This is a genomic window from Nocardioides glacieisoli (genome assembly GCF_004137245.1).
In the GTDB taxonomy this organism is placed as follows: Bacteria; Actinomycetota; Actinomycetes; order Propionibacteriales; family Nocardioidaceae; genus Nocardioides; species Nocardioides glacieisoli.
In genome coordinates this window covers 1-26,301 of the sequence record NZ_SDWS01000016.1, presented here as the reverse complement: position 1 = coordinate 26,301, position 26,301 = coordinate 1, and the positions used below count along the sequence as shown (strand labels likewise).

26 protein-coding genes are annotated in these 26,301 nt (G+C 67.4%); 17 read left to right on the top strand and 9 right to left on the bottom strand.

Annotated features, from left to right (window positions below; all coding sequences use genetic code 11):
- Positions 1–34: 34 nt before the first annotated feature.
- Entirely contained in the window at positions 35–775 is a 741-nt protein-coding gene (locus EUA06_RS21590) for a zinc ribbon domain-containing protein (protein WP_129479660.1), read from the top strand.
- A gap of 13 nt (positions 776–788) precedes the next feature.
- Positions 789–1,883, top strand: coding sequence for an FUSC family protein (locus EUA06_RS21585; RefSeq protein ID WP_242498312.1), 1,095 nt, complete (start codon positions 789–791; stop codon positions 1,881–1,883).
- A 1-nt stretch (position 1,884) separates the two neighbouring features.
- Here EUA06_RS21585 and yaaA read toward each other — a convergent pair whose 3' ends face one another.
- On the bottom strand, positions 1,885–2,664 hold the full coding sequence (yaaA, locus tag EUA06_RS21580; RefSeq protein ID WP_129479658.1) for a peroxide stress protein YaaA: 780 nt from the start codon (positions 2,662–2,664) through the stop codon (positions 1,885–1,887).
- Positions 2,665–2,707: 43 nt separating this feature from the next.
- Here yaaA and EUA06_RS21575 point away from each other — a divergent pair, with 43 nt between their 5' ends.
- The 3 genes from EUA06_RS21575 (at position 2,708) to EUA06_RS21565 (ending at position 7,740) form a co-directional block, all read left to right on the top strand.
- Positions 2,708–4,156 (top strand): RNB domain-containing ribonuclease, encoded by a 1,449-nt coding sequence (locus EUA06_RS21575; protein WP_129479656.1) that lies wholly within the window; start codon positions 2,708–2,710, stop codon positions 4,154–4,156.
- Between the two features lie 129 nt (positions 4,157–4,285).
- A complete protein-coding gene (locus EUA06_RS21570; RefSeq protein WP_207208489.1) occupies positions 4,286–5,203 on the top strand; it encodes a hypothetical protein in 918 nt (305 codons plus the stop codon).
- Positions 5,200–7,740, top strand: coding sequence for a hypothetical protein (locus EUA06_RS21565; RefSeq protein WP_129479652.1), 2,541 nt, complete (start codon positions 5,200–5,202; stop codon positions 7,738–7,740). Before EUA06_RS21570 ends, EUA06_RS21565 begins: the two co-directional genes overlap by 4 nt.
- 139 nt (positions 7,741–7,879) lie before the next feature.
- Here the strand turns inward: EUA06_RS21565 and EUA06_RS21560 are convergent, their stop codons facing one another.
- Entirely contained in the window at positions 7,880–8,317 is a 438-nt protein-coding gene (locus EUA06_RS21560) for a hypothetical protein (protein ID WP_129479650.1), read from the bottom strand.
- 301 nt (positions 8,318–8,618) lie between these two features.
- On the opposite strand from EUA06_RS21560, the gene EUA06_RS21555 reads away from it, so the two are divergent.
- Entirely contained in the window at positions 8,619–9,167 is a 549-nt protein-coding gene (locus EUA06_RS21555; RefSeq protein ID WP_129479648.1) for a hypothetical protein, read from the top strand.
- Between the two features lie 7 nt (positions 9,168–9,174).
- Positions 9,175–9,594 (top strand): GNAT family N-acetyltransferase, encoded by a 420-nt coding sequence (locus tag EUA06_RS21550; protein WP_129479646.1) that lies wholly within the window; start codon positions 9,175–9,177, stop codon positions 9,592–9,594.
- Between the two features lie 29 nt (positions 9,595–9,623).
- On the opposite strand, the gene EUA06_RS21545 is transcribed toward EUA06_RS21550, so the two are convergent.
- Together EUA06_RS21545 and EUA06_RS21540 are read right to left on the bottom strand one after the other, a co-directional pair.
- Positions 9,624–9,956, bottom strand: a complete 333-nt coding sequence (locus tag EUA06_RS21545; protein ID WP_129479644.1) for a hypothetical protein — start codon at positions 9,954–9,956, stop codon at positions 9,624–9,626.
- A 244-nt stretch (positions 9,957–10,200) separates the two neighbouring features.
- Entirely contained in the window at positions 10,201–10,902 is a 702-nt protein-coding gene (locus EUA06_RS21540; protein WP_129479642.1) for a hypothetical protein, read from the bottom strand.
- 340 nt (positions 10,903–11,242) lie between these two features.
- Between EUA06_RS21540 and EUA06_RS21535 the strand changes: the two genes are divergently transcribed.
- The 9 genes from EUA06_RS21535 to EUA06_RS21495 all read left to right on the top strand — a co-directional run bounded on the left by EUA06_RS21535 (position 11,243) and on the right by EUA06_RS21495 (position 20,665).
- Positions 11,243–11,749 carry a hypothetical protein gene (locus tag EUA06_RS21535; RefSeq protein WP_129479640.1) on the top strand — a complete coding sequence of 169 codons (507 nt, stop codon included), beginning with the start codon at positions 11,243–11,245 and terminating at the stop codon, positions 11,747–11,749.
- 125 nt (positions 11,750–11,874) lie between these two features.
- A complete protein-coding gene (locus EUA06_RS21530) occupies positions 11,875–12,201 on the top strand; it encodes a nucleotide pyrophosphohydrolase (RefSeq protein WP_129479638.1) in 327 nt (108 codons plus the stop codon).
- On the top strand, positions 12,182–13,939 hold the full coding sequence (locus tag EUA06_RS21525) for a DNA/RNA helicase domain-containing protein (RefSeq protein WP_129479636.1): 1,758 nt from the start codon (positions 12,182–12,184) through the stop codon (positions 13,937–13,939). Before EUA06_RS21530 ends, EUA06_RS21525 begins: the two co-directional genes overlap by 20 nt.
- A gap of 155 nt (positions 13,940–14,094) precedes the next feature.
- A complete protein-coding gene (gene mobF / locus EUA06_RS21520) occupies positions 14,095–16,650 on the top strand; it encodes a MobF family relaxase (protein ID WP_242498311.1) in 2,556 nt (851 codons plus the stop codon).
- A gap of 97 nt (positions 16,651–16,747) precedes the next feature.
- Positions 16,748–16,978, top strand: coding sequence for a helix-turn-helix domain-containing protein (locus tag EUA06_RS21515; RefSeq protein ID WP_242498310.1), 231 nt, complete (start codon positions 16,748–16,750; stop codon positions 16,976–16,978).
- A gap of 29 nt (positions 16,979–17,007) precedes the next feature.
- Entirely contained in the window at positions 17,008–18,183 is a 1,176-nt protein-coding gene (locus EUA06_RS21510) for a tyrosine-type recombinase/integrase (protein WP_129479634.1), read from the top strand.
- A gap of 186 nt (positions 18,184–18,369) precedes the next feature.
- Entirely contained in the window at positions 18,370–19,134 is a 765-nt protein-coding gene (locus EUA06_RS21505; RefSeq protein ID WP_129479632.1) for a DUF4145 domain-containing protein, read from the top strand.
- 407 nt (positions 19,135–19,541) lie between these two features.
- Entirely contained in the window at positions 19,542–19,931 is a 390-nt protein-coding gene (locus EUA06_RS21500) for a hypothetical protein (RefSeq protein ID WP_129479631.1), read from the top strand.
- A gap of 2 nt (positions 19,932–19,933) precedes the next feature.
- Positions 19,934–20,665 carry an RES domain-containing protein gene (locus tag EUA06_RS21495; RefSeq protein ID WP_165354496.1) on the top strand — a complete coding sequence of 244 codons (732 nt, stop codon included), beginning with the start codon at positions 19,934–19,936 and terminating at the stop codon, positions 20,663–20,665.
- A gap of 192 nt (positions 20,666–20,857) precedes the next feature.
- Here EUA06_RS21495 and EUA06_RS21490 read toward each other — a convergent pair whose 3' ends face one another.
- Complete coding sequence (locus EUA06_RS21490; protein ID WP_129479627.1) at positions 20,858–21,538, bottom strand: hypothetical protein; 681 nt, start codon at positions 21,536–21,538, stop codon at positions 20,858–20,860.
- A complete protein-coding gene (locus EUA06_RS21485; RefSeq protein ID WP_129479625.1) occupies positions 21,535–22,173 on the bottom strand; it encodes an RNA-binding domain-containing protein in 639 nt (212 codons plus the stop codon). The genes EUA06_RS21490 and EUA06_RS21485 overlap by 4 nt, the downstream gene beginning before the upstream one ends.
- 342 nt (positions 22,174–22,515) lie before the next feature.
- Between EUA06_RS21485 and EUA06_RS21480 the strand changes: the two genes are divergently transcribed.
- Positions 22,516–23,547, top strand: coding sequence for a DUF4238 domain-containing protein (locus tag EUA06_RS21480; protein ID WP_129479623.1), 1,032 nt, complete (start codon positions 22,516–22,518; stop codon positions 23,545–23,547).
- A gap of 38 nt (positions 23,548–23,585) precedes the next feature.
- Here EUA06_RS21480 and EUA06_RS21475 read toward each other — a convergent pair whose 3' ends face one another.
- The 3 genes from EUA06_RS21475 to EUA06_RS22830 form a co-directional block, all read right to left on the bottom strand.
- Positions 23,586–24,536: a hypothetical protein gene (locus EUA06_RS21475; protein WP_129479621.1), complete on the bottom strand. Its 951-nt coding sequence runs from the start codon at positions 24,534–24,536 to the stop codon at positions 23,586–23,588.
- Positions 24,533–25,432, bottom strand: coding sequence for an MvdC/MvdD family ATP grasp protein (locus EUA06_RS21470; RefSeq protein ID WP_129479619.1), 900 nt, complete (start codon positions 25,430–25,432; stop codon positions 24,533–24,535). The genes EUA06_RS21475 and EUA06_RS21470 overlap by 4 nt, the downstream gene beginning before the upstream one ends.
- A partial coding sequence (locus tag EUA06_RS22830) for a hypothetical protein (RefSeq protein ID WP_207208488.1) occupies positions 25,429–26,301 on the bottom strand: 873 nt, incomplete at its 5' end. The genes EUA06_RS22830 and EUA06_RS21470, both read right to left, overlap by 4 nt.

The window sequence follows — 26,301 nt, the reverse complement described above, 5'->3', positions numbered from 1 at the left end:
CTGAAACCCCCAGAAGTCAGCAACAGGAGAGCCGTTGAAGGCCGATCCCACCCACCAGGTCAAGCTCCTCGAGGTCGCCGACCTCGACTCGCGCGCCGGTCAGCTGCGGCACCAGCGCGCGCACCTGCCGGAGCTGGCCGAGATCGCCTCGCTGACCGCCGAGCGGACCGCGCTGACCGACCAGGTGCGCGACGCCCGCATCGTCGTCGACGACCTCACGGTCGAGCAGACCAAGGCCGACCGGGAGGTCGAGCAGGTCAAGACCCGGCGTGAGCGTGACCGCAACCGGATGGACACCGGTCAGATCACCAACCCCAAGGACCTCGAGCGGATGCAGCACGAGCTGGTCTCGCTCGAGCGGCGGATCGCCTCGCTCGAGGACTCCGAGCTCGAGGTGATGGAGGCGCTCGAGGAGGCCCAGCAGGTGCTCGACGGCCTCGGCATCCGGGCCGAGGACATCGACGCGCGGCTCGCCGAGCTGGTCGCCCAGCGCGACGAGAAGCAGGCCGCGATCGACGCGTCGCTGACCGAGGTCCAGGCCGCCCGCGGCCCGGCGACCGACGGCATGCCCGACGACCTGATGGCGCTCTACGAGCGGCTCCGCGAGCAGAAGGGCGTCGGCGCCGCGCTGCTGCGCGCGCGCCAGTGCGGCGGCTGCAACATGTCCCTCGACGCCTCCGAGCTGTCCCGCATCCGCTCGGCCCCGGCCGACGAGGTCATCCGGTGCGAGGAGTGCCAGCGCATCCTGGTGCGCACCGACGAGTCCGGACTCTGAGGGGCCCCTGGTCGTGCGCCTGCCCGACGCCGACCTGATGGCGGAGCGCAGCCGTACGTCGCTGCGCGCCCGTGTCGCGCGACTGCGGGCCAAGGGCTGGGTGATCGGCCAGTGCGCGATCGCGGCGGGGGTGGCGTGGTGGCTGGCGGCCGACGTCTTCGACCACACGCTGCCCTTCTTCGCGCCGATCGCGGCCGTGGTCTCGCTCGGCATGTCCTACGGCCAGCGGCAGCGACGCGTCGCCGAGGTCACCGTCGGGGTCGCTCTCGGGGTGCTGCTCGGCGACGTCACGACCCACCTCATCGGGTCGGGCGGTCTCCAGATCGCGTTGATCGTCGCCGCCGGCATGTCGATCGCCCTGCTTCTCGACGCCGGGCAGCTGCTGATCATCCAGGCGGCCGTGCAGGGGATCGTCGTCGCCGCGCTCGCACCCGCGCCGGGAGATGCGTTCCTGCGGTGGACCGACGCCCTGATCGGCGGCGCGGTGGCGCTGGTGGCGGCGACCGTCGTCCCGCGCGCGCCGCTGCGCCGGCCGCGGGACCAGGCGGCGGTCGTCGTGCGCAAGATCGCCGAGCTGCTGCGCTGCGCCGCCGACCGGCTGGGCGACGGCGACGTCGAGCGTGCGCTGGCGATGCTGCGCGACGCCCGCTCGACCGACGTGCTGATCGCCGAGCTGCGCGCCGCCTCCGAGGAGGGGCTGTCGGTCGTGAGCTCGTCGCCCTTCCGGCGCCGCCACGGTGAGCACCAGCGCCAGCTCGCCGACCTCGTCGAGCCGCTCGACGTGGCGCTGCGCAACACCCGCGTCGTGGTGCGCCGGGTGGCCGTGGCCAACTACCGCCGCGAGCCCGTGCCGCCGTCGTACGCCGCGCTCATGCGCGACCTGGCGGTCCTCGCCGAGCGGGTGGCTGACGAGCTCGTCGCGGACCGGATGGCCACCGCCGTCATCGACGACCTGATAGCGCTCGGGCGCGCCACGGCCGACGTCGAGCACAGTGCCGACCTGTCGGCGGAGGTGATCCTCGCCCAGGTGCGCTCGATCATCGCCGACCTCCTCGCGCTGTGCGGGATGGACCCGCTCGAGGCGACGGACACGATCCCGTTGCGGTAGGTCAGACCTCCGACACGACGACGTCGAGCTGGGTGCCCTTCGCCGTGCGTTCGCCGACCTCGACGGTCCAGCCGAGGCGCTCCAGGGTCGCGGCCAGCGCCTTCGGGGTGCCGGGGTTGGCGCCGTCCTCGAGCAGCGCGCGGACGATCCGACCCTTGGTGGCCTTGTTGAAGTGGCTCACCACCGTGCGCTTGCCGCCGGACTCGTGGAGGACGCGGACGGTCGCCACGCGCCGCGCGAGGTCGGGCTCCGGGCGCCAGAAGGCGGCGTACGTCCCGGAGCGGAGGTCGACCAGCAGCCCGCTGCCGACCGCGTCGCGGACGGCCTCGCCGAGGACGTCGCGCCAGGCGCCGGCCACCGAGCCGGTGCCCGGGAGGGTGGCGTCGCCGGACAGCCGGTAGGCCGGGATCCGGTCGCCCGGGCGGACGATGCCGAAGAGCGAGCTGGTGACCGCGAGGCGGGCGGTGGCGCGCCGGCGGGCGGCGGGGGACAGGGAGCCGGAGCCGAGGGCGTCGTAGAGGACGCCGGTGTAGATCGCGTCGGCGCGTGCGGTCGGTGCGGTCGCCAGGTCGGCGTTGCGCTGCACGAGGTCACGCTGGCCGGCACCGAGGCCGAGCACGGACGCGGCCCGGTCCGGGTCGTCGCGGCAGAGGTCGGTGAGCGCCTGCAGGAGCGTCGTACGCGTCGCGGTGAGGGACGGCGACGACAGTGCGGCGAGGTCGAGCGGCTTGCCGCGGCGCGGAGCGGTCTTGCCCTCGCTGGGCGGCAGGAGGATCAGCACGCGGGCAAGCGTAGGGATCGCTCGTGTGGCTAGGGTCGGGGGCATGCCCAGCAACCGTGTGGTGAAGGTCCGAGCGAGCGGCGACAGCGTGAGCGCGCAGGAGATGCGCGACGGCATCGTCGCGATCCAGGAGCAGCAGAAGGTCACACCGGAGTTCCCGGACGCGGTCGAGAGGGCCGCCGCCGACGCCGCCGCGAACCCCCGGCTCCCCGAGCTGGACCGCACCGACATCGAGCTGGTCACGATCGACCCCGAGGGTGCCAAGGACCTCGACCAGGCGATGCACATCGAGCGCGACGGTGACGGCTACGTCGTCCACTACGCGATCGCGGACGTCGCAGCCTTCGTGTCGGCCGGGGACCCGGTCGACGTCGAGGCCAACCGTCGCGGCGAGACGCTCTACGGCGCGGACTCGAAGATCCCGCTGCACCCGCCGGTGCTGAGCGAGGGCGCGGCGTCGCTGCTGCCCGACGAGACCCGGCCCGCGCTGCTGTGGACGATCAAGGTCGACGAGACCGGTGAGGGGTTCGACGTCGACGTGGAGCGCGCGCTGGTGCGCTCGCGCGCCCAGCTGACCTACGAGGGCGTCCAGGCCGACATCGACGCCGGTCGCGGGAGCGAGCTGATGGGCCTGCTGCAGGAGGTCGGGGAGCTGCGACTGGCACGCGAGGCCGCGCGCGGCGGCGTGTCCCTGCCGCTGCCCGAGCAGGAGCTGGTGGAGGAGGACGGCCACTGGGAGCTGGAGTTCCGCCGGCTCTCCGCGGTCGAGACCTGGAACGCCCAGATCTCGCTCCTCACCGGGATGGCTGCGGCGTCGCTGATGGTCTACGCACGCGTCGGCATCCTCCGCACGCTGCCGCCGGCCGACCCGCGCGACGTCCAGCGGCTGCACCGGACCGCGCGGGCGCTGGGCATCGACTGGCCGGCCGAGCAGCTCTACCCCGACTTCATCCGCACCCTCGACCCGTCGAGGCCGACCCACGCCGCGATGATCGTCGCCTGCACGCGGCTGCTGCGCGGCGCGGGCTACGTGACCTTCAACGGTGAGCTGCCCGAGCTGGCCCAGCACGCGGCGCTCGCCTCGGAGTACGCCCACGTCACCGCGCCGCTGCGCCGCCTGGCCGACCGCTACGCCGGCGAGATCTGCGTCGCGCTGTGTGCGGGCACCGACGTACCGGACTGGGTCGTCTCGGCGATGGCCGAGCTCCCCGACACGATGACCGCGTCCGGCCGGCGGGCGAACGCCTACGAGAACGCCGTGGTCGACCTCTGCGAGGCCGAGCTGCTCAAGGAGCGCGTCGGCGAGACCTTCAGCGCCGTGGTGGTCGAGGTCGAGGAGAAGGACGCCTCGAAGGGCGACGTCACCATCCAGGACCCCGCCATCGAGGCCCGGGTCTCCGGATCGACCGACCTCCCGCTGGGCGAAGAGGTCCAGGTGAAGCTCGTGCAGGCCGACCCGACCTCGCGCTCGGTGGCCTTCGAGCTGGCCTGAGCTTCGTCGTTCCTGCCCCTAGGGGTGTTGAGCGCGTGGGCGATCCAGCGTTGGGTGAACACCTGTTCTGTTCACTCACGTCACCAAGGGGTCCGCACCATGAGCAACGAAGGTCTTTCAGCTGAGGACATGGCTGCCGAGAGCGCGACCGCGCTCCCGGACAAGGAGGTCGTGTCCATCCTCGACCTCAACGCCGACCTCGACCTGGCCATCGATGCCGCCGCTCCGATCGACCTGGCGGTGGCGGCCAACGCCAACGTCGCGGCTCCGATCGACGCCGCCGTCGGCGCGAACATCCTGTCGGAGGGCTCGAGCGCGCAGGCGCTCGCCGACCAGGGCGTGATGATCAACCAGGACATCACTGCGGACGCGACCGCGGAGTCCACCCAGGACAGCACCATCGAGCAGGGCGATGCCGCGGCGACCCCCACCTCGACGGACGCAACGACCACGGGCATCGATGGCGCCGTGGGCGGGACGGGTGCGGGTCCGATCTCGCTCGACGGTGCGACCGACGGGGTCACCGACACCGTCGACGGCGTGACGGGTGGCGCGACCGATGGGGTCACCGACACCGTCGACGGCGTGACGGGCGGCGCGACCGATGGGGTCACCGACACCGTCGACGGCGTGACCGACGGCGTAACCGACGGCGTGACCGACGGCGTGACCGACGGCGTGACCGACGGCGTGACCGACGGCGTGACCGACGGCGTGACCGACGGCGTGACTGACGGCGTGACTGACGGCGTGGACGGCGTCACCGAGGACCTTGGCGGCTTCACCGACGGCAACCTCCTCAACGTCAACGTCGACCTGGCTGCCGACGCCGACATCGCTGCGCCGATCAACGGCGCCGTGGCGGCCAACGCCAACGTGGCCGCGCCCATCGATGCCGCCGTGGCCGCGAACATCGGGTCCGTCGACAGCGACGCGGTCGCCGTTGCCCAGCAGGACGCGATCATCAACCAGAACATCACCGGCGACGCCGCCGCGACCGCGGACCAGACCTCGGAGATCTCCCAGCCCGACCAGCCGCAGCCGTGACCGACGCGGTCTCGCCCCCGGTCACCGGTTCGCCCGGGACCGGGGGCTCCGCCGCGCCCGCGCGCGCCGACGGTGTGGTGCTGGTGGGCGAGATGGAGGGCTCCGGCTACCGCACGCCGCCGGCCCTCGCGCGCCGCGCGGACGGGCAGACCGTCCAGCTGACGCCCCTGCTCTACGCCACGCTCTCCGCACTGGACGGGCGCCGGTCGTACGCCGACGTGGCAGATGCCGTGGCTGCTGCGACGGGCAAGCCCGTGTCGGAGGCGAACGCGCGCGAGCTCGTCGAGAAGCTCCACCCGACGGGTCTGGTGACGTCCCACGACGGCACGACCCCCGCGGCGCCGCGCAGCAATCCGCTGCTCGGGCTGCGCTTCAAGGTGGCGGTCACCGACGAGGAGAAGACGCGGCGCCTCACCGAGCCGTTCACGACCCTGTTCCACCCGGTCGTGTTCGTCCCGCTGCTGGCGGTCTTCGCCTGGATCACGTGGTGGGTGCTCCTCGACAAGGGGCTGGCCTCCGCCACCCACGAGGCCTTCGCGCGGCCGGGTCTGCTGCTGGCAGTCCTCGCGATGACGGTCCTGTCGGCCGGCTTCCACGAGTTCGGCCACGCTGCGGCCGCCCGACGTGGGGGCGCGACGCCGGGCGTGATGGGAGCCGGGCTCTACCTCGTGTGGCCTGCCTTCTACACCGACGTCACCGACTCCTACCGCCTCGGTCGCGCAGGGCGGCTGCGTACGGACCTGGGTGGCCTCTACTTCAACGCGATCGTCGCGGTGCTCACGGTCGGCGTCTGGTGGGTCACCCGCTACGACGCCATCCTCCTGCTCGTCGCGACCCAGATCCTGCAGATGCTTCGCCAGCTGCTGCCGTTCGTCCGGTTCGACGGCTACCACGTGCTGGCCGACCTCACCGGAGTGCCCGACCTCTTCGCACGCATCGGACCGATCCTGAAGAGCCTGGTCCCGTGGCGTCCCGCACACCCGGACGCCCGGGCGCTGAAGCCGTGGGCGCGCGCGGTGGTCACGGCATGGGTGCTCACCGTGGTGCCCGTGCTGATCGGGGTGACGGTGCTGATGATCCTGACGCTTCCCCGCCTTGTCGGCACGGCCTGGGCCGCTGCGGGTGCGCAACAGGACCGGATGGCCGCGGCCTGGGGTGACGGCGACCTGATCTCCGTCGCGGCCCGTGCGCTCGCCATGGTCGTCGTCGTGCTGCCGATCGCGGCGTTCGCCTACGTCCTCGTCCGGCTGGTCCGACAGGTCGGCGGCGCCGTGCTGCGGCGTACTGCGGGCAAGCCCCTCCAACGCGCGCTGGCCGGGGTGACGGCCCTCGCGATCATGGCGGCCCTGGTGCTCGCATGGTGGCCTTCCGAGGAGCGCTACCGTCCCATCCAGGCCTACGAGCGCGGGACGCTCGGCAGCGTCCTGCCGGCCTCCGCGTCGCAGTCCCTCGACGTCGGCGACGAGGGCGCCGGCACGGTGATGTGGCCGGACGACGTCGCACTCCCGACCCGCGGGGCTCCGCAGCTCGCCACCGTCCTCGTGCCCGACGGCGGCGCGGCGACCACCGACCCCACCACTCAGGCGACGCCGACCTCGACGCCCACTTCGACGCCCACCTCGACGCCGACGGACGAGCCGACCGGTTCGGCCAGCCCGACGCCGACTCCGACGTCGACGCCGACGACAGCCCCGCAGGACACGACGGGTGGCGACGACACGTGGATCTTCCCCTTCGACGAGCCGCTGGCGCCGGGTGAGGGCGACAACCAGGCGGTCGCGGTCAACACCACCGACGACACGGCGTCGTACTCGGTCGCGTTCGCGCTCGTCTGGGCCGATGGCTCCGAGCCGGCCGAGAACACCAACGAGGCCTTCGCGGCGGCCAGCTGCACCAATTGCGCAGCCGTCGCCGTCGCTTTCCAGATCGTGCTCGTCGTCGGTGACGTGGACGTGGCGGTGCCGCAGAACCTCGCTGTCGCCGCCAACTACGAGTGCACGAGCTGCCTGACGTACGCGCTCGCCGTGCAGCTCTTCCTCACCGTGCCGGCCACGTTGAGCGAGGAGGCGATCGCCTCGATCAACGAGCTGTGGGAGCAGATCGCCGCCTACGGCGCGACCATCACCCAGGTCCCTCTCGACGAGATCCAGGACCAGCTCACGGCCTACGAGCAGCAGGTCCTCGACATCATCGAGGCGGACGTCGGGCCGTTGGGCGGGACCGAGACGCCGAGCCCCACGGACGAGCCGCCCACGACCGAGTCGGAGACGCCGACCGAGAGCAGCTCGCCGAGCCCGTCCGAGACGACCTCCGAAACGCCGACGCCCACCCCGTCGGAGAGCACGACCACGACCCTGAGTCCGACGCCGAGCCCGACGCCCAGCGAGTCACCCAGCGAGTCGCCCACCGAGTCACCCAGCTCGACGCCGAGCCCGACCCCGACCGAGTCGCCGAGTTCCACCACCCCGGCCCCGACGAGCGCAAGCCCGACGGAGTCCGCGAGCCCGGCGGCCAGCCCGACGTCGGGTACGTCGTGAGGGGAGCCTCCTCAGGGTGAAGGCGATGTATCACCGGCCCCACGACGTCCACCTACAGGGCACGACCAAGGGCGTGGGGGACTCGTGGTCGTAGACCCCGTCGAGTCCCACCGCTCGGCGGGGTCGTCTGTCTGGGTGCTCAACCGGCGTTGCGCTGGCGCGCGTACTCCTTGGCCGACTCCATCATCTCCGCCTGCTCGACGAAGTCGTCCCCCTCACGCAGACGCGGGCGCTCGCTGGCGATGCCGTTGTCGCACAAGACGTCGTTGTGCCAGTCGTCGTCGAAGGTGGGTGACCACGAGCAGACCCACACCTGCTCGGGTGCAGGCTTCCGTTGAGACTTGGGTGCAGGCTTCGGCTTCGGCTTCGCCTTGGCAGCGGCCGTCGCCTTCTTGGACGGCGCCTTGCCCGCAGCTGTCTTCCGTTTCTTCGCGGCGGCCTTCTGCTTTCGGTCCTTCACCTTGTCGGCCCGCGACGGTGCATCGCCGGACGCCGGCTCCTCGAGCGCGCAGCTGGACAACGCGAGCCCCAGGGCCAGCGCGACGGCGGCCGGCCACGGGCATGACTGCTTGTTCATCAAATCCCCCCGGATCTGTCGGCGGGACCCCACAGTGCCCGCACGTTCATCGAGGTTAGGGACACACCTCGGCCCACCGGGCTGGAATGGCCACATCCGGGTCAGGCGTCTGGACCACCCTGACGCGCCCCGCCCCAGGGGTGAGACGCATGTATCAAGCGGCCGTGGCGTGTCACTTACAGGGCACGACCATGTCATGGGGGCAAAACATGCGTGGTCGAGGCCCTGCCGAGCCTGGTGCTCGGCAGGGCCGTCCCGTGTGACGCCACGGAGCGTCGGTGTCAGCGGTCATAGTGTCGCCATGAGTCCTGACGACCTCGACCATCCGCCTGTCTCCGGGCGCTGGGTCGCCCCGGCGCAGGCGGATGCCGTACGCCGCGATGCGATCGCGATCGCGACCTTCGCCGTCAATGCGCCGGACATCCGGGAGGTGACCAAGAGGGAGCTGCTGAGCAAGTACGTACTCGTCCTCCTCACCCATGGGACTGCCAACGGCAAGTACGGAACTCGGTATCGGTCCACAGGTGCCCTGGACATCACCGATCCGACGCATCTCGAGCACGAGCACGTGTTCCCTCGCAAGTGGCTCATCGAGCGGATGATGGAGTCACCCGAGGCGGTGGAGATGCTGCTCACCCACTTCGCTATCGCCTGCACCGTCACCAGCGATGAGCACCGGCGCCTCGCGTCTGCCGAGCGCGCCAACCCCGCGCTGGCTGGATGGGAGAGGTACCACGCCGCAGGCATTGACGTCGTCGACACAGCCACCGGTGCAGTCGTTCCCCAGTCCATCGGTGAGTCCCCGCTGCTGCCGCACGAGCAGTCAGGGGTGCAGCAATCAGGACGATGATGCCCAGATGACTGTCGACATCACAGCCGCCGAGATCCCGACCAGGGACGAGCTCGTGAGCCTGTACGACGCCGTCGGGTGGGCGACGTACGCGCGGGACCCGGCGACCCTGCACCGCGCGATGCAGGGGTCCAGCCGCGTCGCAACGGCTCGACGGGACGGGCAGCTCCTCGGTCTCGCCCGCGTCATCAGTGACGGCGCCACGATCGCCTACCTCCAGGACGTCGTGGTCCGACCAGCCGAGCAACGGCACGGTTTGGGGAAGCGGCTCGTCGAGGAAGCTTTCGCCCCGTTCGAGTCGGTCCGGCAGAAGGTCCTGCTCACCGACGACGAGCCGGGCCAGCGTGCGTTCTACGAATCCCTCGGCTTCGCGGAGACGCGTGACTTCGATGACGGCTCCCTGCGCGCGTTCGTGAAGTTCGGCTGACGCCCGCGCGAGGCAGGATCTGCACCTGGCTATTCGACGTCGTCCTCAGCGGAGGGATCGTCTGGCGCCATCAGGTCGGCGGACTCGGCCGTGTTGTAGGCAATACCGATGAGCAGTCGCAGCGTCTGCTCGAGCCAGCCGAAGGTGACATAGATCAGGACCACACTGACGAAGCCGTAGACGATCACCACGACCACCGCCTCGGACCTCATGAAGAAGGTCAGCAGGATGGTGCCCAGCACCGACAGACCGATCAGCACTGCCTTGACAGTGGCGATGGCGTTGGCGAGCCGCTTCGCCGGAAGGACGTCGACGTACCCGGCGTACGGATTGGCGCGGAACTCTCGGGTGGTTTCTGCCATGTCGGCACCCTAGGACGACTGGGAGTGGGTCGGCCTGTAGGCCGGGGCGGGTTCTCGCGTAAGTTGATGTGGTTGGATTTCACCGGAAATGCCCTCTGACCTGCGGAAACGTGATTTGGAGTGACTGTCCGGAACGGTCGTTCCTGAAATTCTTGCGGACTCTGTGCGGACTGAATCCCCCGCTGGAACGGCTTGTCAGCCAGGTCAGGGGCTGACCAGAGCTCGCTAGACGGTACGCGTTGGACTAACCGATCCAGATGGTGCGGGACACCGATCCAGTGAGGTCGCTGGTGGACCGTGTCACAGCGCGCACTGCCACCCTCTTGCCTTGGTACCGGGCCCGCAGGGTGGCCGACCCTGAGTCGTCCGTCGACGTCTTGCTCACGGTGCGCCACGAGCCGCCGGGTCGACGGGACTGCAGGCGAACCGACGCGTACGAGGTACCGAAGTAGCCAGCAGGCCGCTCGTCCTTGGCGGTCACGTTGAAACGAACTACCTGCCCCTTATCGGGCGACCTGGGTGTGGCCTTCAAAGATGTGCGGGTCATCGGCAACCGGAAGGTGACAAGGGCTGGTGCCGCAGTGATGGGCACGCAGTCGTAGTCCGGGTCGCAAGCCTCGCCAGTGCCTTGGACTCGGTAGGTACCGGCCAGGTTCGGTGAGTCGCACAAGAAGAACGAGTCACTTCCGCTCGCCGCGGAGCCGTAGACGTACGCGTCGGACGTCTCGTTACCGTCCGGCGCGAACAGCTGCAGATCCATGTTCCAGTAGCTTGTATATCCCGCGGGTAGTGCGGCTGCGTAGGTGAAGGCGTAGTCGCCACAGCCGTCGAATAGCACGCCGCCCGACATGGCGATACTTACCTCGTTCGCGGCGTGCGCGGTCGGCACAAACGCCAGCGGCGACAGGAGAGCGGACAAGGCGGCAAGCAGAACAGTTCGGCGCATGGACCGACGCTACGTTCGCCATGGCCCTCCCGTCATGCGTTTCTTGACGCTCGCACCCCGGCGGGGTGGGAGTCATGTCGAGTCCTCGACTCGGGAGATCCACGGGCTTTCGCGAATGGGGCGTGCTGGCGTCTCCGATTCCGACCTGCAGCGCTCGCTTCGAGACGTCGGATGTCGCCCGATCGCTGCCGCGTTCACGCGAATAATTCCATTCGGCCTCGTGCGCAGGGTTGCCCTGACACGATGGCCCGCGCGTCGCGGAATCTGTTCGCGGCCGTGCTTGGGGGGAAGTCAACTGAGCTTCACCCATACCTACATCTCACAGGACCGAAGGACAGGTATGCGCATCAACAAGAAGGCCGTCGGCATCGCCGGCGCGATGATCGCGGTCGCGGGACTCTCCGGGAGTGGCACTGCGGTTGCCGCTGGACTGATCACCACCAATCAGATCAAGGACAGTGCAATCACCACCGCGAAGGTGAAGAACGGGACGTTGACCCTGAAGGACTTCAAGGCAAGCGAGCGAGGCAAGCTCGTCGGTCCCGCTGGCCCTGCCGGCCCTGCCGGTGTGACCGGCATGACGGGCCCTGCCGGTGCAAGTGCAAGCGCCAGTCAGGCCATCGTGCAGGGGCCGACCGTCACCGTCGCGGCCTACAGCATCGGCTACGCCGACGCGTACTGCGCGGCAGGTAAGAAGATCACCGGCGGCGGTTACTTTGCGAGTATCGCCATCCCGGCGTCCAGTGGTCCTGCGGCACCGTCTCCCACGACGGGATGGCGAACGGTCATCAACAACAGTGACAACCCAGTCGCAGTGGACGTGTACGCGTTCGCCGTTTGCGCCTAGTTCGACCCAAAGACAAGAGCCCCGACCCTGGGAGGGTCGGGGCTCTTGTCTGCCTGCCGCAGACCGGCGGTTGTGTCTCGAGCGAATCGCAGTGCCTGGGCTGAGGGTGCGATTAGTCTGCGGACATGCTTGCTGACCCCGTGATGACCCAGCTCCAGGCATTTGTTGCCGAGCGGGACTGGGACCAGTTCCACAGTCCGGCGAACCTGGCCAAGTCGATCTCAATCGAGGCAGGCGAGCTGCTCGAGTGCTTCCAGTGGTCCGACGCCGGCGACGCGGAAGAGACCGTTGCCGAGCTCGCAGACGTGTTGACGTACTGCCTGCTCCTGGCCGACAAGTTGGGCGTTGACCCTAGCGACATCGTGCTAGCGAAACTCGAGGAGACCAAGAAGAAGTATCCCGTCGAGACGGCGGCTGGCCGAAGCACGAAGTATGACCGGCTTTCGGATTGAGAAGGGGCCGTTCGCGGCTACCCAGATAGAGGCGTGGACAGGGCTCGACCCGCGGTTCCGCAACTGGCCCGTCGTATACGCGCTCGACGGCGATGACCAGATCTACGTCGGCGAGTCGATGAACGTCGCGACCCGCTTCCGCCAGCACCTCGCGTCTCAGGAAAAGCGGCACCTCAAGGGTGCGCGCGTCGTGCTCGACTCGACCTTCAACAAGTCCGTGTGCCTCGATCTCGAGGCCTTTCTGATCCAGCGACTCTCCGGTGACGGGACGTATCAAGTCACGAACCGCAACGTCGGCATCTCCGATCGTGACTACTACGGTCGCGAGCAGTACCAGAAGATCTTCGCCGACATCTTCGAGGAGCTGCGCCGCGACGGACTCTTCAGCCGTTCGCTCCCGGAGATCGAGAACTCCGACCTGTTCAAGCTGTCGCCGTTCAAGGCCCTCACGGACGATCAGGAGATCGTGGTCCTCGACATCCTCGAGGGACTGTTTGACGACATCGCGTCCGGGACGCCCAGTCAGATCGTCGTGCAGGGTGAACCTGGCACCGGCAAGACCGTCGTGGCTGTCTACCTGATGAAGCTGCTCAGCGACATCAGGGCATCTGATTCATCGCAGCAAGTTGAATCAGAGTCGGTGCTTGCAGAGTTCTTCGTCGAGGGCTACCCGGAACTCCTCCAAGGCTTCCGGATCGGGTTCGTCGTACCGCAGATGTCGCTGCGAAGGACGATCCAACGCGTGTTCAAGCGCACTCCGGGCTTAGACGCATCGATGGCGATGTCGCCGTTCGAGATGGGGAACAGCCGAGAGCGCTTCGACCTGCTCATCGTCGATGAGGCGCACCGGCTCCGGCAGAGCGGGAATCAGCCCGCCGGCCCTCTGTACAAGATGTTCTCCGACATCAACGTAAAGCTGTTCGGACATGACGACCCCGACCTCACGCAGCTCGACTGGGTGCGGGCCAAGAGCACACACCAGATCTACCTCATGGATTCCGCGCAGAGCATCCACACCGGCGACGTACCAAGCCGTGCACTTAATGCCCTGATGGCCCGGAGCGACGCCTCGCATCGCCGCTATCGACTGACCTCGCAGATGCGCGTCCGAGCGGGCGAGGACTATGTCGGCTACGTACGAGGCGTGCTCAGCGACTCACCCCCTGAGCCTCGACAGTTCGCTGGTTATGACCTTCAGTTCTTCGACGACCTGGCTCAGATGCGCCAACTGATCCTTCAGCGGGATCAAGAAGTCGGGCTCGCGCGTCTGGTCGCAGGCTTTGCCTGGCCGTGGAGCAGCCGGAAGGACAAGGCGGTCTATGACATCGAGATCGGCGGTGTCCGGATGCGCTGGAACGGCACCGACGTGGACTGGGTCAACTCACCGGGCTCGGTCAACGAAGTCGGTGTCATCCACACGATCCAGGGCTACGACCTCAATTACGCGGGGGTCATCATCGGACCGGACCTGCGGTACGACGCAGCCCGTGGCGAGCTCCGTTTCGACCGCCGGAGCTACTTCGACCCCACGGCTGCGAACAACATGCCGCGACGCGGGATCTCTTTTACCGACGAGGACATCCTCGGGTTGGTGGAGAACATCTACGCCGTGTTGCTGACTCGCGGAATGCTGGGGACGTACGTCTACGTGTGTGACCGCCCACTCCGCGAGCGTCTGCGACCGTACTTCGGCAACTCGTCTGCCAACCCAGCAAGCGCGGCGCATCCGAAGCGCTGACACACCCACCGCCAACCACCGACGGCTCCCTGATCCGTCAGCCCCTGCGCTTTCTGGCTGCCCCAAACAAGCGGCACGCATGCTACGAATTTCCGTGAGGGGTAGGGCAGAAAACGCCGTCTGACCTGCGGTTTCGTGGTTGTCGACGGCTGTCGATGGGGGCGTTTCGGGTGCACGGCGGGCTGAAGATTTATCGCGGCAGCGCCGCAGCCGCGCGCAACTACGTCGAGGCCGACCGGTCCCGAGCCGATGACTACTACCTGGCAGAAGGGACCGGCCTGGCGCAGCGCCTCGTCGCCGGGCCCAACCTCGTCCAGCGCCGCGACGACATGGATGGCGCGACGTACGAGCGGTGGGTGGCGGGATACGACGTCGAGTCCGGTGCAGCGAAGGGCCGGCTTCGCTCCAACGATAAAGCGGTCCGGTTTGTCGAGGTCACCGTCAACGGCCCCAAGACCTGGTCCATCGCCGCAACGCTTCACCCTGGGATCGCGGAGGCGTACGACGCTGCGCAGGATCGCGCCGCAGCGGAGATCATCAGCTGGCTGGCCCAGCACGCGACCACCCGGGTAGGACCACGCGACCGCCAGGTGCAGGTGCCGGTCGAGCAGATCGAGGCGGCCGTCGTACGTCACTTCACCTCACGCGCCGGTGATCCGCACCGGCACCTCCATCTCCAGATCAATGCTCGGGTGAAGGCGGCCGGGGCGTGGCGCGGATTGCATACGGTGGGGACCCGCGACAGCCTCGAGGCCATCAACGGGATCGGGCACGCCGCGGTGATGACCGACCCGCAGTTCCGAGCGGCGCTGGCATCGCGCGGCTACTCGCTCGACGACGACGGCGGCGAGATCGTCGAGCTGAAGGCATACGCCGGAGCGTTCAGCGCGCGGGCACGACAGATCGAGACAAACATCGACCGCTACGAGGCCGGTTGGCGTGCGGACCATCCGGGCGAGGAGCCGGGTCCGGCCCTGCGGCAGTCGTGGGACCGGCGCGCCTGGTCCGAGGCCCGCCCGGACAAGGTCATTCCAGTGTCGGGCGACCAGCTGCGCGAGCGGTGGTCGGACGAGCTCGACGACCTGGGATTCGTTGCACCCTCCCGGCCGCGTCATCTCGTCACGGTCCGACCGGGGGAGCTGGACCGAGAAGTCATCGTCGACAGGGCGCTCGCGAGGCTCGGCTCGCGACGGTCGGCGTGGAACGGTGCGGACGCTCGCGGTGAGGTGGAGAAGCTGATCGCGTCGGCCGGAGTGGTCGTCGACGGCGCTGTCCGCCGAGAGCTGGCCGAGGACCTCACAGCGCGGGTGCTCGAAGCCTCCTCGCTGCTGCTCGGTCGCAACGACGTCCCGGCGCACGTCAGAGCCCACACGTCACCTCGCGTCCTAGCGGTTGAGCGTGAACTCGTTGCCCGCATCGCTCAACGCGCCGACGAGAGGACGATCACTGTGGTCGAAGGTGCCGCCGGGGCCGGCAAGACGCGTCGGTTGGCTGCGAAGCGAGCAGAGGTCGAGGCACGCCGTGGACGGATGCTGATCGTGACGCCGACTCGCAAGGCTGCACAGGTCGCGTCGGCCGAGGTCGGCACCACGGCGTACTCCGTGGCTTGGCTCCTGCACCAGCACGGCTACCGCTGGGACAAGGACGGGCGCTGGGAGCGCGCGGAGCCGGCACCCGACGCGCCGCGTCTGGATCGCCGCACCGTCCTGGTCGTCGACGAGGCCGGGATGCTCAACCAGGACGCGGCCCGGGCACTGCTCGAGCTCGCCGACGCCACCGGTGCTCGGGTGACGCTGGTCGGCGACCGGCACCAGCTGCCCGCGGTCGGACGCGGGGGCGTGCTCGACCTGGCGGCTCGGTTCGCGCCGACTCGGCTGGTCGAGCTCGAGGGCGTCCACCGCTTCGCCGATCCGGAGTACGCCGACATGTCGCTGCGGATGCGTACTGGCGACCGACCTGACGAGGTGTTCGACGAGCTGGCACGTCGTGGGCTCGTGGTGGTGCACGCCAGCGAGGTCGAACGGGTCGCCGCACTTGCCGCGCGTGCCTCGAGCGGCGAGCTCGTGGTCGCGGACACCCGCGAGCAGGTCGCCCGGATCAACAGCATGGTCCACCACGTCCACGCCAGGACAGGGGAGGACACCGACGTCCTCATCACCTCCGCGGGCGAGCGAATCGCGGTGGGGGACAGGGTGGCAACTCGTCGCAACGACAGCGAGCTCGGGGTCGCCAACCGGGAGAGGTGGACCGTTGTGGCTGCGGGACCGGACTCGGTCGAGGTCGTCGGCGACGCAGGACGTCGCGTCCTTCCCGCGGCCTATGCGCGTCGGCACCTCGAGCTCGCTTTCGCCACCACGGCGTACGGCGCGCAAGGTTCGACCGTCCCGACCTCGCACGTGCTGGTCGGCGAGCACAGCGGCGCTGCGTCGACGTACGTCGGGATGACCCGCGGGCGTGAGCGCAACGTCGCGCACCTGGTCGCTGAGACCACGGACGACGCGCGCCGTCAGTGGGCTGAGGTGTTCGGCCGCGACCGCGCCGACCTCGGACCGACGCACGCTGCCCGTCGTGCGGCTGAGGACATCGACCGGTACGGCCCCACTGCGCCGAGGCGACCCGCGATCCGACCGCCGGCGCCGGTAGCGCGTCGCCCGGAGGAGCTGGGCCATCCGCAAGCGAGGCCAGCACAGGGGCCTGGCATCGGACGGTGAGGCGGACGGCCTCACCGACGGTCGCACGCGGACGTCCGAATCCATCGGCGTGGGGTTGCTTCTCGAACGGACCATCACCACACCTACGGAGGAACCCGTGACCACCACAACGACCCACGTTCCGTTTCCCGAGCGCGATGCCGAAGAGCTGATGACACTGTCCGAGGTCGCTGACATCCTGAGGGTGCCGATCAACACGATGCGCTGGTGGCGCCAGCGCGGCGTCGGCCCGGAGTTCTTCAAGATCGGCCGCCACCTCGTCACCACGGTCGGCGACGTACGGCGGTTCATCCGCGAGCAGCGCCGACTGCAGCAAGGCGCTCTCTGACAGCTCACCCACCTCGTTCCGAGGAAGCCATGGCCAACATCCAGAAGCGGCCGGACGGCCGGTGGCGTGCGCGCTATCGCGACGAAGCCGGCCGCGAGCACGCGAAGCACTTCACCCGGAAGCTCGACGCCCAGCGGTGGATCGACGAGGTGACGACCTCGATCGTCATCGGCCAGTACGTCGATCCCCGCGCCGGCAAGATCACGTTCAAGGAGTACGCCGAGCAGTGGCGCGCTGCGCAGGTGCATCGACCCACGAGTGAGGCGTACGTGGAGGGCGTGCTTAGGCGGCACGTCTACCCGATATTCGGAGCCCGGCCGATCGGCAGCGTCCTGCCGTCGGAGGTGCAGGCGTGGGTCAAGCTCCTCGGGACGGGGGACCGGGCCGACAAGAGGAAGCCGCTGGCGCCTGCGACCGTGGGTGTGATCCACGGGGTGGTGTCAGGGATCTTCCGCTCAGCGATCCGCGACCGCAGAATCATGGCCAACCCCTGCGAGGGCACTCGGCTGCCGCGCGTAGAGCGGCGGCGCATCATGCCCCTCACTACCAGCCAGGTCGAGACGTTGCGCGAGCACCTGCCCGACGACCTCAAGGCGCTGGTCACCTTTGCCGCCGGTACCGGCATGCGGCAGGGGGAGATCTTCGGCCTGACCCGCAACAGACTTCGCCTGCTCGGCGCAAACCCGGTCGTCGTTGTGGACCGTCAGCTCCTGACGCGCCTGAATCGCGTCACGGAGTTCGGGCCGTTGAAGACGAGGGCGAGCTATCGCACGATCCCGTTACCGGTGACCGTCGTCGACGCTCTCAACGATCATCTGGCGGCTCGTGACATCGGCGACGACGACTTGGTCTTCACGCTTGATGGCCGTCCGATCACCCGCCAGGCCTTCGGGCATGTCTGGCGCCCGGTCGCGAAGGTGGCTGGACTAAACCAAGCCACCGGCCCCGGGATGCACGCCCTGCGCCACTACTACGCCTCGCTGCTCATCAGGTACGGCGAGTCGGTGAAGACGGTCCAGGCGCGCCTCGGTCACGCATCCGCGTCCGAGACCCTCGACACCTACAGCCACCTGTGGCCGGACTCCGACGACCGGACGCGTGAGGCGATCGACTCGGTCCTCGGTCAGCTTCCAAGACGTCTCGAATCGACACTGCCGACGCCATCTGGCCATCACGAGGTCGACCTGACGGCAATCCAGCGTTGACGCGATGTGGACACTGCCGGCCGGGGCGAAGGCGGTCGTCTGGCCGCTCGGACGAAACCGTTCAATCCAACTGGGCTCCGGCCGGCGGACTGCAGCAGTGGAGCAGACTTCAGCCATGCACCCCAGGGCGGAGTGACGCAAACGATTGATCGGTCTCGCCTAAACCTATTCACGTACCTTCATCGTGTGGCGAAGCACATCAGGGAGTTCGACGGCTGGTTGGGCAAGTACGACTGGCCGCGCGTTGCATGTCCGACCTGCGGCGACGGCAGCCTTGCGCTCGACGAGTCCAAGATGACCACGCTCACTGACGTCGCAGGAACCGAGATGGTCGATCTGCACCACAAGAACTTGGGTCCGCCCGAGGAGCTGGAAGGTACGTTCCACGGCCACCTGCAGTGCGACAACAGCAGCTGTGCCGAGATGGTCACCGTCGCCGGAAACTGGCAGTTCGTAGTTAATGATGGCTCTGACCCCGCAAAGGGCCAGTTCGCCGACATCTACCAGGTGCAATACGTGAACCCGCCTGTGCGGCTCATGACACTCCCTGCCAGCACGCCGGCGAAGGTTCGAGACGGCGTAGAGAGTGCCTCGAGAATAATCTGGGCTAGCCCGAGCGCCGCAGCCAACCGGCTGCGCTACGCCGCCGAGGAACTTCTCACTCATGAGGGCGTCGCACCCAAGACCTCGTTCGGTGGCTTCCGCCCCCTCAGCAAGCGCATTGAAGAGTACGAGGCGACCGAGTTGGACCTGGCGAATGCTCTGAAGGCGATCAGTTACATCGGCAACGAGGGCAGCCACGACGAGTTGCTGTCGGCCAGCCAGGTGCTCGAGGGCGTCACAATCCTCGACCACGTGATTACAGCGCTGTACGACGACAGCACGGCGGCGCTGCAGGCCAAGATCAAGGCCATCAACGACGCCAAGGGCGTCCTGAACGTCAAGCCGTAGGCGATGGCGACAGCCGTGGTCCCGGCAACGTTCGGGTCGATGCTCTAGGTCGCACTCACGCCGTGATCGTTGCACCCGTTCTAGTGCGCCAAGGCTCGTCATGCCACAGGACTCGATGCCGTGAGGGCGATGCATGCAATTCGTCAAGGAGCGCGCACGGTCCGGCCATGGTGGCCGCACAGCTCGCATCTGTACTCGACGTGCCGGGCGTTGCAAACATTGGGTCAGGACGCTTAGTCCAAGTTCCACCGCGGAAGAGCTGAGCTTAACAGGCTGGCGGCGGCGGACAGACGCGGGCGGGCTCGGCCGACAGCGGTATTAATTGTTGTGATTCGACCTGTGATTAGCATGTGATCACGGGTGTGTAATGCATTGTGTTGTGGTGTACGGCGTGGCATCATCAAGTCATGAGCCCGACCACCGCCCGCGCCGACCTAGCGGCGTACAACGACGCGATGCGACTCTCGACGGCTGAGGTCTCCGAGCGCCTGATGAGCATGCTCGGCGCCAAGCTGGTCGCCTACCTCGGGTCGGTGCGCGAGACTAGGGCCGTGCGCCAGTGGGCCGCCGGCGAGCGCGAGCCCTCCGCAGATGTCGTACGCCGGCTCCGGACCGCCCTCCAGGTCGCCGGCCTGCTTCGAGACAAGGACTCGGCCGAGGTCGTCCAGGTGTGGTTCCAGGGCATGAATCCGCAGCTCGGTGACGTCGCCCCGGCCAGGCTGCTGCGCGAAGGCGACCTCGACGACGTTGGTCCGCAGGTGCTCGCCGCGGCGCGCGCGTTCGCGGCCGAGGGCTGAGGGTGCCCGACCCGAGCCGCAGCCCCCTCGATGTCGTCGACCTGGCTGACGTAGAGGTGTGGCGAGTTGGCTACCGACCTGAGCCGTGGTGCTGGGTGGACTGGCGTTGGGCAACCGGCGGACGCTTCAACGGACGCTGGGACGACGCTGAGGGCCAGTTCCGCACGGTCTATGCCGGCGCCTCGCTCATGGCCTGCCTGGTCGAGCTCCTCGTCGGTTTCCGGCCGGACCCGAGCGTGGTCGCCGAGCTCGACGAAATCGTCGAGGACGACGATGACGCGGCGCTCTTCCCGACGGCGCCGGCAGGCCAGTTGCCCAGGAGTTGGCTGGACCCGCGGGTCGCCGGCACTGCGCTGCTCGATGGCCGCTACTGCCAGATCACCTCGATGGCCTCGATCGCGGCCCTGCACATGCGCTTTGTCGCCCTCGCTCTAGGTATGGGGCTCGGCGACTTCGACGCAGCCGCGCTTAAGGACGGGCGCGCCCGGGCGCTCACGCAGGCTGTGTCGACGCGGTTGTACGAGATCGTGCTTCACGACGGACACCAGCTCCACGGCATCGAGTTCCTCTCCCGCCACGGCGACGACCTGAAACTGTGGGCGGTCTACGAGCGTGCCGGCGACGCGGACGTTTCGCCCCGGATATCTGACCGCCAGCACGTCGATCTAGAGCTGGACCACCCCGACCTGATTGCCGCAATGGCCGTTCTCGGGCTGGAGTGGGCAACCCCCTGATTGGGCGCGGACACCGACGTCAGGCGCCAACAATGGACGTCGACATAGCGGGTGTCCCTTGCGCCGTTAGGCGGCAATGATGCAACCGGGGCACGTGCGTCTGCCGGGAGGAGCCGCGACGCAGGGACTCGGCCCAGAAAGGGTCGGGGCGCTCGAGTGGGTCTCCCCTTCGACTAGAACCGATCGAATCGTTCAGCGATTGAACGTCTTCTCCTGCCAGTCCATGAGGACCTGGCCAGGCACGTCGACGCCGAACTGCCCGAGTAAATCTTGAGTTAGAGACACGGCGATCCCGCGAGGATCGGCCAGCAGTGAGGTAGTGGTGAGGAGTCGTTGCGCCAGGAGACGGCCGCTATTGACTAGGTACGGCCCGTGTAGCTCTCGAGACCAGTCCCCGGAGACAAGCTGTCGACCTTCGATATTGACCAGATTTAGATTGACCGTGACGGTGTCGCAGCGCAGATCGGTGGCGATTCGGGCTGCCAGTTCAACCAGTTCGACGGTGTAGAGCAGCACATCCCACACGACGACGGAACCGGTTGCGGACGCTTGGTCAGCGGCCAGCTGTTGGTCCTGGACGAGGTCACTCACTAGAACTCGGCGGTGCAGGAATTGGCCGCTCGTGAAGAGCCGCCATGCTTCCTTGTGCCGACCGTCCTCGTATTCTTGGCCGATCCAGTTCCCGTGGCGATGTACCGGCTGTCCGCCGTCCATGAAGGGCACCGGCCACCCGCGCATCCTGACGGTGTGCTTGCGCAGGAAGTCCACTAGGTGTGCGGGCGGGATGCGGCGGGCGTCGTGCGGTGCGGGGCGGATGGCTGCGTCGAAGTGGCCGGCGGACGAGATCTCCAACTGAGTGTTTGAGGTGCTCACGGGGTCCACCCCTGCTCGGCTTCGGCGTTGAAGGCGGCTTCGCCCACTTGGGCTTGAGACGGCGGAGTCAAGGCGCCAGGGAGTAGCCCAGCGGCGGCGGCCCGAGCAACGAACTCCCGCACGCCCTTGTCGGTTGCGAGGTCGAGCAACTCACGTCCTTCGACTGACGAGGGGATGGGCACCGACTCGGGCTTCCGCAGCGAGCGGACGTAGGTCGCCCCGTCCTGCAATACATCGGGGAAGTTGCGCTTGCACACATGCGGAACGTGCTCGAACTGAGAGACCTCGAGGACAACTACTTCTGCGCCGCTGCTCAGCGTGAATCGGTGCAAGGCCAGGGTCACGGGCGGATCGCTGTACTTCGCGAGGGCAGAACTGACGTTGTCGTAGTCAGACCACTCGTTGAGTTGTGTCGGACCCAAGCCGGGCACCATGGCGCCCATCTGCTTGTCGTCGATCCCAAGGACCACCAGGCCGCCGTCTCGGTGGTTGCCCATGGCCATAGCTGCGCGGGCGATTCTTGCGACGTACGCCTTGTCGCCAAGCCCACCGGGGCTTCCGGGACCCTTCACTTCAAAGGAGCGGATCTCGTTCCCGGCGGCCAGCAGGGCTTCGAGCTCTGTCTGGGTCACCATGGCTGGCACCCTACCGAGATCGCTAGTCGATCCGGTTGACCGGCGGCTGGAGCATCGTCGGTCCAGCGGGTCACCCAGGTCTAAGAAAATCAAAGAGGTGGCACGCCGCGTTGCATATCCGTGCGGGCCACCACTACCACGCAGCGGTGTTACGCACTCGGACTTGGGCTGAGCCCGAGTGCTCGCCGCATCAGTGGCGCGCCCGCAGCCCTGGAGCCACTGCTGGTGAGGCGCGCCTAGGCCCAACTCGACCACCAGCGACCTCGCCGCGATCTTGAATCCTTTCGCTCCTTACACCGTGTCCCGATGCGCCACCCGCAATAGCTGCGAAACGATTGGCGAGTGAACGACACCCCGTCGCAAGTTGCCAAGCGACACCACACAGTCCCCAAGTTTTACCTTCGTGGGTTTGCCCGCGAGGACCAGATCGCCACAATTCGACTGCCCGGAGATCAGCGATTCCTTCAGTCCGTCAACGACGCTGCAGTCGAGAAGCACTTCTACACGGTGGACGGCCATGAGGAGGGTGCAGACGTCGTCGAGAGGGCGCTCTCGGAGGTCGAAGGCCGGACGGCAACGATTTTCGAGAAGGTCATCGCCGGGTCGTGGCCATTGGACCTCGAGGACCGATCGGCACTCGGCTACTTCATTACCCTTCAGGCAACGCGGGTTCCGGCGCTGCGCAAGACGATGGACTACGTCGGCGCACAGATGCTGCGGCTCCAGATCGGCGCAGGCGGCAAGGCTGCATTTAGGCGCCAGTTGGAGGATCAGGGACGAGAAGTAAACGACGACCTTGTCGAGGACCTCTGGGCACAGGCGACCCGACTCGAGGGACCTCCCATCAAACAGACGAATGTTGAACACATTCAACACATGGCCGAGTTGTCCGAAGAACTTGTCAAATACATCATCGCCCGTCCTTGGACGCTCATTAGATTCGACAGACGCTCGCTCGTGACCTCAGATGCTCCGGTCGGCCTTATCGGCGACCCACGCGACGAACAGTGGCAGGGAGTCGGTTACATGACGGCATGGGGCATTACGTTCCCGTTGACCAGGAAGATCGGACTTCTAATGAGCAGCATTGATCCACTTATCGAGTTGAAAATTCCCGTCGAGCATGTGCATCGCGGGCGTGCGGACGCGATCGAAGCCGGCACGACCAGCATGGAGAAATTCCTGAATAGCTACACCGTCGCGAACGCCGCGGAATCCATCTTTCATCACCCAGACGATGAGGCCTTCGTTCCCGAACCACTACCGAGTCCAGAACCGGTCACGATGAAGATGAATGCTCCGGCGGAGTTCACCGGGGAGCCCTGGTTCGACATACCCGACCACGACGGTTCGCGCGGAACGACTGCCGATTAGCGTGACACGAGATGATGTAACCGCCAGTGCCGACCGATTCAAGGCGTGCTGGACAACCTCACCTTGGGCTTGGGCTTCTTGGTTGGTCTCGTCGAAGGGGCTCTCGATGGCGAGGGTGTCGGGGTGGGGGTTGTGCTCGGCGTCGGCGTGGGAGGCGGCGTGAAGGTTGTTTCGCTGGGAGGCGTTGTCGGCTCATCAGCGAGGGTCGTGTGCACCGTGAGGGCCAATGCGAACACCGCCGAGCTAATAAGGCAAACCATCGAGCGGGACACTGCTGCGCGTGCGTTCAAGAGTCGGTCGGCCTTATTTCGACGGGTCCAGTCCGAAACGTAGTATCCGTGGACCTCGGAGACCATTGCCACACGCTCGTCGTGGGCGACATGCTCAATACTGGAGCGGCTGGTGATACCCATTCGTTGGTCAGCATCCACCGCCCGGGTCAGGCCGACAACAAGCCAGCCCGCGGAAGCGAGCCCCAGCAAGGCACTGCTGGCTACTAGGCCCCAGCGCCAGGCGCTTGGGTCGTGGCCGAGTCGCGTGATCTCGTAGACGACGAGCGCAGCGTTCGCGGTGAGGAGTGCGACGAGAACGGTGGCGAGGCGCGCAGCCTTGAGCTCGAGGTTCCGCGTGGTGTCGTCCGCAGCTTGCCGGTACTCGCGCGACGTCCTGTACATGTCGAGCACGTCATCGTCGGCGACGTCCTCGGTCCACTTGAGCTTGTCGCTGAACTTCGGCTCGATAATGCCGTCCTTATTCGGCGCAAGCTCATCGGGGAGCAGGTCCCAAATGAACTGCTCCTTGGTGGACGGCCACCTAGCCCCTTTGCTGTCGACGCGGTCAGGCGGGACGCGGAAGAGCCTGATGAGACCATGGCCGGCTCTTGCTCGCCAGCGGACTGGAGATGCCGAAGGTGCCCTAGGGGCGGGCACGCGGCTCGGTTCGGCTGGCGTGTCCTCGTTATCGGGTTCGGGCGGCTGCGTGTCGGTCACGATGATCCGTGTGCGAGGAGATGGTCCGCGAGGGCGGGCCCAACTACATTGGCGGAGCCAGGGAGGAAGAGCCACTGCCCGACGGGGTTCGACTCGAGGAAGACAGGGCCGGTCGGGGTCTCTACCCAGTCCTGGGCGGAATATGTCAGTCCCATTCGGCGGGTGATATCGATGGCGAGGGCACCGACGCCAGGGTCACCCACAAACTCGAACCCAGCTCCGGAAGGATCTGGGTTTCGCCAGTCAAATGGCTCGCCGGGCACCTTCGCACGCCGCCAGACGTACGCACGGTCGGCGACAACGACGACGCGGAAATCTGCAGTTCCGGTGATGTGCTCTTGAAGCAAGGTTGGCGCGTTAGGCACCAAATCGAGGATGTCGTCGTCGACGTGATCTGCGTACGGGGCAATGCCGAGGCCTGAGGAGATGGATTTGGCGATCAGCGAGTATTGATCGCGCCAGGCGCGCGCCACGTCCGGGTCGCTCGTTACCACCGTGGCCGGGGTGACGGCGCCGGCACGGCGCGCAGTGGCGAGCTGAAGCAACGTGTGCTCCGCGGTCTCAACGACGCCGGGATGGTCGACCCAGGTCACCTCCAGGGACAGCAAGCCACCAACGAGTTGGGCGCGCGCTTCCTCCGCTCGGAGGCGGTTCTCGGCGTTGCTGGTGCGGTCATCGGGCGGAACGAACCCGGTACGGCGCCACCAGACCGTGGTTCCAGAGACTGCGACTCTCATGCCGGCGCTGGTGACGTGCTCACCGGGACCGATGTACAGCGGCTTGGTGACCGCGGCGTGTAGGTCGATGTATTGCACGTCCGCACGGCTACCAACGTGGTCCGCGACGACGCGCGCGTGGACGTCGTCGTAGGGCGCGACGAACAGTAAGTTGGTCAACGATTCAGCGCTGCGTCTTGGCGTGCCGCGATGACGCCTAGTGGAGTGATGCGGCGGCGGTCGGCCGGATCGTCGGCGAGTAACTCGTGCAGAGCCGTGTAGTTGTCGTCCGACTCGCCCCGGTCGTCATGGGTCAAGGTCGATGCCATGTTGGCCAGGCTCACAAGACGCTGGTCGTAGTCGCTTTCCCCACGACTGAAGGTGCCGGTCCTTTCTGGCACCGGCTCGGTGTAGGCCAGCTCGCCACGGCTCTTTGTCTCGGTTTCATCGCCTTCGCCACGCACCGTCGTCGTCGTTCGCAACCGTGGTGTTGGGTCCGGCTCGGGAGAGGGACTTGAGGCGCGGACCTCGGAACCTGCCTCCGCCTCGCCACGTACTGCGGTCTCGAGGACGGGCTGAGAGTCTTCGTTATCGTCGCTGTTCTTGCTGGCGAGTTTCGTGTCTCCCAAGGTGCTCGTAAAGCGCGGAGATTCCGCTATCTGTGGGGGAGGTGAGCCAAGGTATGAGCCGTGAAGTCGAGCCATACGTTCATCATCCCAGACATCATCGGCACGACGTCCTAACGCGATTCGTGTCGCGTTCGGACCGAGAGACCGTAGCGTTCGCAACCTATCCGCTGCCCAGACGGACCGGAACACCACCCAGACTTCGTTTGCGCCATCTCGTGCGCGAAAAACCTGCGGTACCGCATCCAACCTGACGGCAACTCGAACGAAGGCATCATCTAGTCCGCCGGCCTCATCTTCGGTCGATGCCGAAGTGCAATCAACTGAGTAGCGACATCCGGTAGACGGGTCCGCTGCACGGATAGGTGACATCTGATCTGCGTCGATGTGTGTCGGCGCTGGAAGGATGTGCACCATGCCGAA